The organism is Nitratireductor sp. PBL-C9, assembly GCF_050877045.1.
GTDB lineage: Bacteria > Pseudomonadota > Alphaproteobacteria > Rhizobiales > Rhizobiaceae > Nitratireductor > Nitratireductor aquimarinus.
Genome location: NZ_JBPAXW010000003.1, coordinates 528194 through 540779 on the forward strand (window position 1 = coordinate 528194; position 12586 = coordinate 540779).

General features: G+C 62.1%; 10 protein-coding genes. 2 read left to right on the forward strand and 8 right to left on the reverse strand.

Going from position 1 to position 12586, the window contains the following annotated elements:
* Position 1: 1 nt before the first annotated feature.
* Positions 2-1066 carry an ABC transporter substrate-binding protein gene (locus tag ACRTG1_RS09980; protein ID WP_113153089.1) on the reverse strand — a complete coding sequence of 355 codons (1065 nt, stop codon included), beginning with the start codon at positions 1064-1066 and terminating at the stop codon, positions 2-4.
* A gap of 240 nt (positions 1067-1306) precedes the next feature.
* Between ACRTG1_RS09980 and ACRTG1_RS09985 the strand changes: the two genes are divergently transcribed.
* On the forward strand, positions 1307-2095 hold the full coding sequence (locus ACRTG1_RS09985) for an IclR family transcriptional regulator (RefSeq protein WP_222473977.1): 789 nt from the start codon (positions 1307-1309) through the stop codon (positions 2093-2095).
* Positions 2096-2146: 51 nt separating this feature from the next.
* On the opposite strand, the gene ACRTG1_RS09990 is transcribed toward ACRTG1_RS09985, so the two are convergent.
* The 7 genes from ACRTG1_RS09990 to ACRTG1_RS10020 all read right to left on the reverse strand — a co-directional run bounded on the left by ACRTG1_RS09990 (position 2147) and on the right by ACRTG1_RS10020 (position 10156).
* Complete coding sequence (locus ACRTG1_RS09990; RefSeq protein WP_432516195.1) at positions 2147-3574, reverse strand: M20 family metallopeptidase; 1428 nt, start codon at positions 3572-3574, stop codon at positions 2147-2149.
* A 72-nt stretch (positions 3575-3646) separates the two neighbouring features.
* A complete protein-coding gene (locus tag ACRTG1_RS09995) occupies positions 3647-4522 on the reverse strand; it encodes an alpha/beta hydrolase (protein ID WP_224873341.1) in 876 nt (291 codons plus the stop codon).
* A 7-nt stretch (positions 4523-4529) separates the two neighbouring features.
* On the reverse strand, positions 4530-5570 hold the full coding sequence (locus ACRTG1_RS10000) for an ABC transporter ATP-binding protein (protein WP_206544298.1): 1041 nt from the start codon (positions 5568-5570) through the stop codon (positions 4530-4532).
* Entirely contained in the window at positions 5567-6559 is a 993-nt protein-coding gene (locus ACRTG1_RS10005) for an ABC transporter ATP-binding protein (RefSeq protein ID WP_317088726.1), read from the reverse strand. The genes ACRTG1_RS10000 and ACRTG1_RS10005 overlap by 4 nt, the downstream gene beginning before the upstream one ends.
* Positions 6559-7467, reverse strand: a complete 909-nt coding sequence (locus tag ACRTG1_RS10010; RefSeq protein ID WP_394374065.1) for an ABC transporter permease — start codon at positions 7465-7467, stop codon at positions 6559-6561. Before ACRTG1_RS10010 ends, ACRTG1_RS10005 begins: the two co-directional genes overlap by 1 nt.
* A 5-nt stretch (positions 7468-7472) precedes the next feature.
* The gene (locus ACRTG1_RS10015) at positions 7473-8450 is read right to left on the reverse strand and encodes an ABC transporter permease (RefSeq protein WP_113153095.1); all 978 of its coding nucleotides are present in this window, start codon (positions 8448-8450) and stop codon (positions 7473-7475) included.
* Positions 8451-8524: 74 nt separating this feature from the next.
* Positions 8525-10156: an ABC transporter substrate-binding protein gene (locus ACRTG1_RS10020; RefSeq protein ID WP_432516196.1), complete on the reverse strand. Its 1632-nt coding sequence runs from the start codon at positions 10154-10156 to the stop codon at positions 8525-8527.
* A gap of 110 nt (positions 10157-10266) precedes the next feature.
* Here ACRTG1_RS10020 and ACRTG1_RS10025 point away from each other — a divergent pair, with 110 nt between their 5' ends.
* On the forward strand, positions 10267-11160 hold the full coding sequence (locus ACRTG1_RS10025) for a MurR/RpiR family transcriptional regulator (protein ID WP_432516197.1): 894 nt from the start codon (positions 10267-10269) through the stop codon (positions 11158-11160).
* The last annotated feature ends 1426 nt before the right edge of the window (positions 11161-12586 follow it).

Below are 12586 nucleotides of genomic sequence, written 5' to 3' on the forward strand. Positions count from 1 at the left end.
CTTACTGCGCCAGCAGCTTGTCGAAGAGCGCGCGGTCGTAGTCGGAGTAGATATATCCGTCGGCCGGGAACTGATCGGCGCGCGCGAGATAGCCGTCGATCGTGTCGTCGCCTATGACCGGCAGCGGCACCTTGATGAAAGCCGGAACGTCCTTGCCCTCAAGCGCCTGAACCGCCGCGTAGACAGACAGGGCGCCCAGCCAGTTCGGCTGCATGGTTGCCCAGCCTTCCAGACCCTTCTCTTTCCAGAGCTCAAGGAACTGACGTGCGTTTTCACCGGTGGTCGGAACCTGCTCGCGGCCCTGACGGTCGAAGGCGAGAACGGAACCGGCCGAAAGCGCGCCGCCGAGCGAAAGAACGCCGTCGATTTCCGGGTTGGCGAACAGAAGGCTGGTCATGGCCTCCTGCGCGGGCGCGACATTGTATTCGGTGTTGGTCTCGGTCAGGATCTCGATGCCGGGATTGGCGTCCAGAACCGGCTGCGCGCCCTTGCGGCGGTCATCGCTGACGGAAATACCTGCCGGGCCGTTCATGACGATGATCTTGCCTTCACCGCCGAGCTGATCGACCATCCACTGTGCGGCAGCCGCACCCCATTCACCGGAATCGGTGTTGATCTTCGCGGTCACCTTGTCGGTGTTGACCAGGCTGTCGAAGTTGACGACGGCGATGCCCTTGTCACAGGCGTCCGAGATCACGCGGTCGAGCGCGTTGGACGAACCGGCGATGACGACGATGGCGTCGACATTGGCGTCGATCATGGACTGGATGTGCTGGATCTGCGTCTGGGCATTGCCCTGGGCGTCGGTGATCATGAGATCGTCGACCAGACCGGCCTTCTTCAGCTCTTCGACCTCGGCAGCGATGGTGCCTTCGGTCTGCTTCATCCAGGTCGGTACGGAATAGATGTTCGCCCAACCGATCGTATAGGGCGCTTCGCGGTCTCCCTGGATGCAGTTGGCCGCAGCCGAAGCCGCTCCGCTGCCGGCAACCAGCATGGATGCCGCCGCAACGCCCATGAGCAGGCCGCGACGACGCCTGGAATTTTCAGAACCCGATAAATGCATGTCTTCCTCCCTCAACAAGATGCGGCGCCCCAAAAGGCTTGCCGCCAATCAATGTCCGCTATAATGTACAAGTGATCTTTATAGTGGAAGTGCATATTATCCGGTTTTGACGCCCCTGCAAGTGGCGGTCGAAAAATCACGGCGAACAGCCCTTCGACTCCGGGTGTGACGCCAAGAGCATTGACAGGCTGCAACGAGTTCAGAAGAAGGACAGAGCCAGAAGCGATGGAGACGAGGCCGTTGGATACCGCCGCACCGACCAGCACTGCCAAGCGCGCACGTGGTCTCGACCGCGCATTCGAGATTCTGGATTTTCTGCGTGATCAGAAAAGCCCGATGCGCCCCAACGAGATCGCGGTCCAGATCGGCGCGCCGCGCTCTTCGGTCTACGAGCTGGTGAACCTCCTCCTGCGCAACGAGATCCTTGAACTCGCCGGCGGCGACGGGCGGGTTTTCCTCGGACGCAAGCTCTATTTCCTGGGCGCGGCCTATGAGGAGCAGTTCGATTTCACCCGCGAGTGCGAAGCCGCCCTTGAGATGATCGCGCATGAAACGCGCGAGACCTCGCAGTTCTGCATGCTGGACGGCAACAAATACATCGTCGTTCGCATGAAGGAGGGCGCGCGCCCGTTCCGCATCTCATCGGATGTTGGACAGTCGGTGCCGATCCCGTGGACGGCGTCCGGCCGCCTGCTGGTCGCGCATCTTTCGGATCAGGAAATCATCGACTTCATCCCGCCGCAGGACTTTCAGCTGCCCAATGGCGAATGGCTGGAACCGGCGGTCTTCATTCGCGAAGTGCGCGAAGCATGGCTCAAGGGCGAGTTCACCTTCGACAGCATCGTGGACAGCTTCACCCACTGCTTCGCGGTTCCCGTTCTCGATGCGAACCGTCGCTGCGTGGCGACGCTCTGCCTTGTCGCGCCACGGGAAGACGGGATCGAGAACAGGGAAGAATATCTGCTCTGCCTCAAGCGCGCCTCGCAGCGCCTGAGCGGACAGACAAGCGTTCCGCCACTCAGCCGTTAGACACCCGGAAATGAAAACGGGCGGCTCGCGCCGCCCGTTTCAGTTTCACGATCAGATATCCGCCGGGCGCGGTTGCAGCGGCGGCTGCACATCTTCCGGGATCGGACAGGTGTAGGGCGTCGCGGCCGTGCGGGCGGCGTGGTCTTCCCTGGCCTTTGCCAGCAGATCGGCGTCGCCGATCAAATCGAGCGCGGTTCCCGCCATCACCTTTGCGGCGTAGACCATGCCCTTGTGGGCTGCGGGCATTTTGCCCTGCGCGGTGATCTGCCAGGAGTGCCCCGGCGTGCCGATGGCATGGGTCGCGACACGCGCCTGAACGGTGGGAACCACCCAGCTCACATCGCCCACATCGGTGGAGCCGATCATCGGCACGCCCTCGAGATCGCGCGGCACCACGCAATCGCACAGCGGCGTGTTCTCTTTCACCGGCAGGCCGATGCGAAGATAGTCGTTGTGAATATCCTCGTCCGACAGCGTGTCCTGAATCTTGGCGGCAAAAGCGCGATCCTCATCGTCAAAGGCGACGGGCCCGAGACGGTCCATCTGACGCTGCATGGCTTCTTCGAGCGGCGTGTTGCCAAGCAGATTGGCCACCGCACTCATGATGGAGATGTCGACCTTCGTTTCGGTCATCATCGCCGCGCCGCGCGCCACCTTCTGCACGCGCTCATTGAGAGCGAACATGCCCGGCAGGCTGGTGGACCGGATCGCATAACGAACCTTGGCTTTTGCCTGCACCACGTTGGGCGCGATGCCGCCGGCATCGAGCAGCGCGTAGTGGATGCGGCTGTCGGCCGGCACATGCTCACGCAGGTAATTGACGCCGACGCTCATGAGCTCGACGGCATCGAGCGCGCTGCGGCCCAGATGCGGTGCGGCGGCAGCGTGGGACGAACGGCCCGTGAACGCGAAGTCCATGCGCGTGTTGGCCAGCGACATGGCCTCGTCAACACGGGTGAAGGACGCCGGGTGCCAGGTGATGGCCGCATCGACATCTTCGAACGCGCCGGCGCGCGCCATGAAGCTCTTCGCAGCGCCCCCCTCTTCCGCCGGGCAGCCATAATAGCGCACGCGGCCCGGACGGCCGGTCTCTTCCAGCCAGTCCTTGATTGCCGTGGCGGCCAGAAGTGCGGCGCTGCCAAGCAGGTTGTGACCACAACCGTGGCCATGGCCACTGCCCGGCAGGGGACGCGGCTCGGCGATGCCGGCCTCCTGGCTCAGGCCCGGAAGCGCATCATATTCGCCGAGGATGGCGATGACCGGACCGCCCTCGCCTGCCTCGCCCATGACGGCGGTGGGAATGCCGGCAACGTCCTCAACCACCCGGAACCCCTGCTCGCGCAGCATGGCGGTGTGCTCGGCGCAGGAGCGGTACTCGGTGTAGGCGATTTCCGGCATGCCCCAGACACGATCGCTCAACGCCTCGAAACCGGCCTTCTTTGCATCAACGAGATCCCAGATCTCATCGCTGTTCTTCATTTTTGGCTCTCCTTGTGGGATGAATGATCGTGCGTCGAATGATGGTCGTGGCCGGGATGGGCCACATATGCGTCAGGCGTTGAAGCCACCGGTGCCAGCGCCGAGCTGGTCGCCGGCCGGCAGAGCGCCTTCGAACCAGAGACCGGCAGCGGCAACCGACATGGCGCAGCCATCGTGAGCGACGCCGGGAACCTCGGTCATCTGCCAGTTGAACGGGACGCCCAGCTCTTCAGCCTTCGCCTTGCCCCTGGCAAAGTAATTGCGGGCGCGGTGAAGACGTCCCGGCCCCTGGGCGATGGCCTCGGGCTGGGTCGGCAGGTTGTCGGCGTTGGACTCGCAGTCGTTCAGACCGGCCATGATGTGCAGCGGCGTGGCGAGCAGCGCCACCAGATCCTGCTGCCCGTAGCCCAGACCGCCAAGACCGGCGGGGAAATTCGCTTCCAGATCGGGGAGAGAATACCAGCCGGCATTGGCCGCGCCGACGGCCTCGAACGGCCCCATGCCGAACAGAGACACCATGCGGTGCAGGAACTGACCACCGGCGGAGTGACCGAAAATCTTCGGCTTCACGCCCTTCATGACGCCGGCCTCTTCAAGGGCCTCGGCGATCAGCGCCGGAGCGCGGTAGATCCAGCTTTCACGCGGGGTCGGCTTTCCCTCGGCATCGAGAACCATGCCGTTGTTGTAGTTTTCCGGCTCGGGAAAATCGCCATTCGGGAAGGTCGGAGCAACGATCAGGAGATCATGCCTGTCGGCAGCCGCAATCCAGAAATCGCGATAGTCGTCACCATTGCGCAGCATGCCGTGCTGGACGAACACGACCGGCTTTCCCGGCTCATATCCGGCAGCCTTGTAGGTGTTCAGGATGACGGTCTTTTCCGGCTGACCAGAGAAGATGAAAGGCAGGGCGTTGGAGCCATTGCCGTCGAGCAGGCGTTGCAGTTCCATGAAGTCCTCAAGAAGGTTCGTGCAGATGACAGGCGACCGTGCGGCCCGGCGCGATCGTCCGGCTGATCGGGCGTTCGCTGCGGCACCGTTCGGTGGCCATGGGGCAGCGGGGATGGAAGGTGCAGCCGGATGGCGGGTTGAGCGGCGAAGGCAGCTCGCCCTTGACCGGCTGGAAGGCGCGGCGACGGCGCTTCACCGAGGGGATCTCGGCTAGCAGCGTCTGTGTGTAGGGATGGGCCGGGCTGTCGAACAGCTCCGTTGTCGGCGCGAGTTCGACGATCTCGCCCAGATACATGATCGCAACCCGGTCGGCGATGTGCCAGACGACCGACAGGTCATGGCTGATGAAGAGATAGGTCAGCGCACGCTGCGCCCGCAGCTCCAGGAACAGGTTGATGACCTGCGCCTGAATGGACACGTCGAGCGCGGCAATGGGCTCGTCGCAGACCAGAAATTCGGGATCGACAATCAGGGCGCGTGCAATGCCGATGCGCTGACGCTGACCACCGGAGAACTGATGCGGATAGCGATCCCTATAGGACGGGTCGAGCCCAACCTCATTGAGCGCCGCATCGACACGTTCGCTGATTTCCGCCCGGTTCTTGCATCGATTGTGCACGCGCAGCGGCTCGGAAAGGATCTCGCCGACCGTCTGTCGCGGGTTGAGCGACGCATACGGGTCCTGAAAGACCATCTGCACGGCGAGCGTATAGGCGAGCCGTTCCTGACGGCTCATCTCATCCGTGCCCTTGCCATTGTAGAGGATCTCGCCTTCCGATGGCGGGTTGATGCCCGTCATCATGCGGCCAAGCGTGGACTTGCCGCAGCCGGACTCGCCGACAAGGCCCAGAACCTCACCACGCCGCACGGTCAGATCGAGCGACTTGACGGCCGTGAGAACCGGAATTTCCGGCGCTTTTCCAACCAGACCGAGAAGCTGCTCGGCCAGTACGGGCTTGCGCGAAAAGCGGCGGGAGAGCCTGCGAACCTCGAGGATCGCGTCTTCGTCCCTGTCCGGAGCGCTCGTGATGTCGTTGCGCGGGCTCATGGCGTCTTCTCCGGATCAAGCGGATGGTGACAGCGCCAGCTGTGATCGCCGGCCTCCGCCAGCGGCGGCTCCTCGGTGCGACACAGATCGCTGGCGCGGAAACAGCGGGGATGGAAGGGACAGCCGAGCGGCCTTGCCGTGAGCGACGGGGCCGCGCCCTCGATCTGGCGCAGCGCCTCGCCGCGTGGCGTGTCGCCGGGAACGGAGTTGAGCAGGCCAAGCGTATAGGGATGGCGGGGCGTATCGAGCACGTCATCCACCTGCCCGATCTCGACAATGCCGCCCGCATACATCACGGCAATGCGGTCAGCCAGTTCCGAAACCACGCCCAGATCATGCGTGATCCAGATGAGCGCCGTCCCGGTTTCCTTCTGCAGCGTCTGCATCTCGGCCAGGATCTGGCCCTGAATGGTGACGTCGAGCGCGGTGGTCGGCTCGTCCGCGATGATCAGTTCGGGCTGGTTGAGCAACGCCGTGGCGATGGCGACGCGCTGGCGCATGCCGCCGGAAAGCTCGTGCGGAAACTGGTCGACACGCGTTTGCGGCGAGGTGATGCCCACCTTGGTGAGCGTATCGATGCAGCGCTGGCGCGCGGCGGCCGGATCGACGGTTTCGTGCTCGCTGATCGCCTCCATCATCTGCTCGCCGATGGTGAGCACGGGATTGAGCGTGGTCAGCGGATCCTGAAAGATCATGGAGACGGATTTGCCACGCACGCGGCGCAGCTCCTCGTCGCTCAGCTTGCGCAGATCACGTCCCTTGAAGCGGACCTCGCCGGAGACGATCTCGCCGGGCGCATCCACCAGACCGATCAGGGAGAACCCGGCGACGGACTTGCCGGAGCCGGATTCGCCCACAAGCCCCAGAACCTCACCGGCCCTGAGTTCGAAGGAAAGACTGTCGATGGCGGGATAGGCGCCATCGGCGAAGTGAAACACGGTGCGCAGATTCTCGACCGCGAGCAACGGAGATGAAGACTGATCAGACATCATGAACGCTTTGGATCGAGGGCCGTGCGCAGGCGGTCGCCGGCCAGGTTGAGGGAAAAGATCAACACCAGAAGGGCAAGGCCCGGAAAGAAGCTGATCCAGTAATCGCCGCTCATCAGGAAGTCGAAGCCATTGGCGACCAGAAGCCCGAGCGAAGGCTCGGTGACCGGCACGCCGACACCCAGGAAGGAGAGCGTCGCTTCAAGCGTGATGGCGGAGGCAACCTGAATGGTCGCCACGACGAGCACGGCGCTCAGGCTGTTGGGCATGATGTGGCGGAACATGATGCGCAGGCGCGAATAGCCGAGATTGTAGGCAGCCTCGACATATTCCTTCTTGCGCTCGACCAGCGCGGCTGACCGCATGATGCGCGCGTAGTTCGCCCATTGCACCACGACGATGGCCAGAATGACCTTGTCGACGCCGCGCCCGATGACAGCGAGCATCACCAGCGCCACCAGAATGGTGGGAAAGCCGAGAATGAAGTCGACCAGCCGCATGAGCAGCGTTTCGACCCGACCGCCGAACACAGCGGCCGCAAGACCCACCGTGACGCCGATGATGAGCGCGATGGCCGTGGCGACAAGACCGACCAGAAGACTGATGCGCAGGCCATAGAAGATGGCCGAGAGCATGTCGCGCCCCTGGGAATCGGTGCCCAGCCAGAAGATCTCGCCATTCATGCCCTCGCTGCCGGGCGGCAGGCGGTTGTCCATGACGCTGAACGACGCGAGGTCATAAGGGTTCTGCGGCGCGAAGAAGGGCAGGAGAAGCCCCGTCGCCACCACGATGCCCAGAAGGAGGAGCGCCTTCCTGACGCTCGGCCGGCGCTTGATGCGGCGCAGATTGGCCGCGCGCTGCGGTGTGTCGGCCAGAGGCGGGCGCGTTTGAGAAGACATGTTCTGCATCTCGCTCATGACATGCGCTCCGACAGGCTGACGCGCGGATCGAGCAGCGCGTAGGTGAAGTCGACCAGCAGATTGACGACGACGAAGATGAAGGTGACGAGCATCACGTAGGCAACCACGACCGGGCGGTCGAGCTGGTAGATGCTGGTGATGAGCAGCTTGCCCATGCCCGGCCATGCGAACACGGTTTCCGTGATCGTGGAGAAGGCGATCAGCGAGCCGAACTCGACGCCCAGCACCGTGATGATGGGAATGAGAATGTTGCGCAGGATGTGACGGCGCACGATGCGCTTTTCGCGCACGCCCTTGGCGCGGGCGAATTTCACGTAATCCTGCATGCGCGCTTCGGAAGCGCCGGCGGCCGTCAGCCTTGTGATCAGCGCGATGTTGGGAATGGCCAGGTTGATGACCGGCATGGCCAGATGGCGCAGGCCGTCAACGGTGAGGAAGCTGAACGGAATGCCGAAGACGGAAACCGTTTCGCCACGACCGGAAGCCGGCAGCCACTGAAGCCAGACGGCAAAGAAAAGAATGAGGACCATGCCCTTCCAGAAACTCGGGATCGAGTAGCCGAAAATGGAGCCGGTCATGATCGCGCGGGCGATGCGGTTTTCCTCTTTCAGCCCCACATAGAGACCGAGCGGAATGCCGATGATGCTGGCGACGAGCATGGCGAGAAACACCAGCTCGAAGGTTGCCGGCATGCGGCTCAGAATGAGCTGAAGCGCTGGTTCGGCATGCACGAAGGAGGTGCCCATATCGCCCTGAACGGCGTTGGACAGAAAGGTGAAATATTGCATCCAGACGGGCTGATCGAGGCCCAGCCGGGAAACCATCGCCTCACGCTCAAGCTGCGTGGCTTCGGGATTTACCAGAAGCTCGACGGGATCGCCGACCGCGTAGACGGCAAGAAACACCGCAACCGACACGGCAAGAAGAACAGCGATGCTTTGCAGCATCCTTTGCAGGGTAAACAATAGCACCGGAAGCGCTCCCGCCCGTTAATGACCATCGGCGCGAAGACGCGCCGATGGATGGTTCAGACTGTGTGAAGTGGCTACTTGGCCAGGCGGATGTCCTTGGCCATGGTGTACTGGTCCATGCGGCCATCGAACGCCAGACCATCGCGGTAGGCCCACAGCGTGCTCTCGAAATGCACGGGGATCAGGCCCAGCTTGTCGAGCGCCATCTGGCCTGCCTGCTGCAGCATCTCTGCGCGCTTCCCGGCATCGACGGTCTCGATGGCTTCGAGAATGACTGCATCGAACTCGGGATCGGACCAGCCGCCATAGTTCGAACCGCCAACACCACGCTCCTTGTCGCCGGTCGTCACATACTGGCGCAGGAAGGATGCCGCGCCGCCGGAGGTGGAGCCCCAGCCGCCCATGGAGAAGCTGAACTCACGCTTGCTGCGGCGGGAGAAGAAGATTGAGCGGGTCATCGCGTCGAGGTCGGTCTCGATGCCAACGCGCGTCAGGAACTGCGCGATGGCCTGAGCCACCTGCGAGTCGTTGATGTAGCGGTCGTTGGTCGCAGAAAGCGTGACCTTGAAGCCATCGGGATAGCCGGCCTCTGCAAGCAGCGCCTTCGCCTTCTCCGGGTCATAGGTCAGCGGAACCGGGTCCGTCTGTGCGCCGAACATTTCGGACGGAACAAACTGGCTGGCCGGCTCTGCGAAACCGTCCATGATGCGCTCGACGATCGCTTCGCGGTTGATGGCGTGCGCAACGGCGCGGCGAACGCGCTCGTCCTGGAACGGGTTCTTGCCGCCTTCAGCCTCAATGAACGGGCTGTCATCGCGGGCAACGTCCATCTGCAGGAAGATGACGCGGCTCGACGGCTTGGCCGTGTAGCCGAACTCTTCGCCAAGCTGCTTCACGTCGCGGGCAGCCGGGCTTTCGATGAAGTCGTAATCGCCGGCGAGAAGGCCTGCCAGACGCGGACCTGCGGAGGGAACGGGCACGAGCTCGACCTTTTCCCAGGCCGGAGCCTCACCCCAATAGGCGTCGTTGCGGCTCATCTTGATCTTCGACCCCTTGGTGAAATCATCAAGGACGAAGGGGCCGGTGCCGATGGTCATGGAACCATTGTTGAAGCTGTCGACGCTCGGCCATTCGCCGGTGACGCCGCAGCCATTGGCCGGGTCGAAGGACAGGTCGCCATGCTCGAGAATGCCGTCGCTGAGAATGTAGATCTGCGACAGGAGTTCCGGCAGAAGCGGCTCGACCTGCTTGGTGGTGATCTTCACCGTGTAGGGATCGCTGACCTCGACGCTGGCGAAGTTTTCAACGTCCGGCGCAAACGAGCCCGAAACGTTGTTCTCATTGTTCAGAACGCGGCAGAAGGTGAAGAGGACGTCATCGGCATTGAAGTCGCTTCCATCGGAGAACTTCACACCCTCACGCAGCTTGAAAACCCAGGTGTTGTCGTCCACGCCTTCCCAGGATTCAGCGAGCGAAGGCCCGACATTCTGGTTGGCGTCGGTCGCCGTCAGCGCTTCGAAAATGTGCTGAACGAACGCGTTGTTGGTCGACAGATTGTGGTAGTGCGGATCGGCAGCCGTGGGCTCCGAGGACAACGCGATCTTCAGTTCTTCAGCGTGGCTCGACATTGTTGCCGACGCCAGAATGGCTGCCGTGCCTGCAAAGAGAAACGACTTCATTTTCACCAGTTCACCCTCCCGGTTCATGCGCGCAAAAGCGCTCCATTGAATTTCTGCATCTGATATGCTGAAACGATGAAAGAAAATTTTCATCGAAATGAAAAACATGAAAATTCATTAGGGTCAAGGGGGCTGACATGGACACGATGTACCACTCGGAAGTGGCCAGTCGCATCGGCAGGGCGTATCAGGATCTGAGCCTTGGCCACCGCCGGATTGCGGACTTTATCCTACGCTCCCCGGCCGAAGCGGCGATGATGACCAATGTGGAACTGGCATCGCGCTGCAATGTCTCCAACGCGACCGCGAATCGCTTCGCCAAGGCCATAGGTTTCAAGGGGTTTCCCGAGTTTCGCGCAAGCCAGATGGACGCGCTGCGCATGGATATGGCAGCCGTGGAGAAACTGCGCACAGAAATCGACGATGATGCGAGCAATATCGACATCATGCGCAACGGGCTCACGCAGGATCTGGACAATCTGCAGAACACGCTCGACGGTCTCGATGAGGCCAGCTGCAGCCACGCGGTCGAGCTTATTCTCAACGCGCAGCGCATTTTCACCTTCGGTTCCGGCATCAGCTACTACATCGCCGGCATGCTGACACACGGGCTGGAGCCCTTCTGCCGCGGCAATGTCACGATGATGGGCGCAACGGGCGGCGCCAATTCAGCCTATCGGCGGCTGGTTCACTGCAATGAAAACGATCTCGCCGTGTTCATCTCGTTCCCGCGCTATTCTCCCAACACGGTGGAGCTGTGTGGTGTTGCCAAGCGCCGCGGCGCGCGCATTCTGTGCATCACCGACAGCCCGACCAGCCCGGTCGCACGCGACGCAGACGTGGTTCTGTTCGCCGAGGCAAAGAGACGCCTGCTCCCCAACTCAGCCACATCAGCCTTCGCGCTTGTCGACGCGCTCGTGGCGGCAATCGCCAATCAGAGCACGGACGGCGCGGACGTTCAGCTCCGCCTGGCAGAACGCTACATGCCCGACATCAGCAAAATTTCCGGCAAGGACCCTGACGGTTCCTGAAGACAGCTACCGCTCGGACCTGGGTTTCCTGGGGGGCACGCCCCGGTGTGTTCTGAGCGACGTCGCCAGATGCTTCTGGCATGAAAACCCGGAAGACGGGCGATCTCGCGTATCTGCCCGGGTATCTGCATGTCTCCTTCGGTGAGAAGACACCGGGCATAATCGAGCCGAAGGTTGATCAGGTGCCGATGCGGGCGCTCACCAGACGTGTTTGTGAACGCGACGATGTAATGCCCCGGTGACAGGTCGCAGACGCCGGCCGGGTCAGCTACACTGAGCTTGCGTCTGAAATTCTCGGCCAGGTGCTCCCGTATCCTTTTCTCATTGCGAAACGAAAGCCCGCCGGTCGCGCTCTTCTTCGGGCGCGCGGCATCGTCGTATCTCCGCAACACGTGGACGCCGCACATGGTGAGCAGTGCATCGACATAGAGTCGTTAACGCCATCGCCGCCCGCCAGCTCAACCCGAAACATGCGCGCCGTCTGCAGGGCCCGACGATCGGGAGACGCGGCCTTTGTGAGCCGGATATGCGGACGCCCGCCTTTGCACTCTTGTTCGGCAAGGGCGGCAAGGTGATCGGGCGAAATAACGATGGCGACGTCCTCGCGGGAAACCGGCAAGGAGATCAGAGCGCCCGCATCGTCATCAAACTCAGGCGAACCGAACGCGGCTTGTCCAAACCAGTTTACTGCGGACAACGGAGCTTCGCCCCGCACCGCTTCGAGCAGATATCCGTTTCACCTCTATCACGAAGCAATGCGTATCGACCAAGAACACCTATCAAGTGCGGCTGTCTTACAATTTTCGGCGGTTGAGAACGCCGGAACCGATCTGGGGAACCGCCCCCTTCCCTGAGCGCCAACGCGCCCCGCCCGAAAGGATGGACAGATAAAGCACACCAGCTACCGTTTTTATGCGATTGAGACTGGTTTGTGGGGCGGTCCTTTGGATGCTTTGATTGTTCGTACGATCATCACGGGGAAGATTGAGGGTCGATTTTACGATCTATCTTCGCTTTCGATGACGTTGGGTCTTCCGCTTTCGACGACGCACCGGAAGATCCTTGAGCTTGAGGCTTCTGGATTTCTGGAGCGAGTGCGCAGCGGGCGTTCGACGCATCTTGTCCCGACGCGCCGGAGCTGCGTTGAGCTGGACAAGAGTTTCGAGGAGATGGTTTCGACGCTTCAGCGTCTTTACCGGGGTGGTCCGGGGCTTGGTGAGGACAGGCGCGGTTCAGCGTCCCGGGAGCGTCTCTGAGCGACGGGGCAACGCATGTCAGCTGTGCCCGTGCCTTTGGGTTTCTGGGAATCTGGTCGGTTTTCTGGAGCGTTAGAACGCAAAAAACCCCGCGGCGTGTGCAGCGGGGTTTGTTCGTTGATTTGGTTGCGGGGGCAGGATTTGAACCTGCGACCTTCAGGTTATGAGCC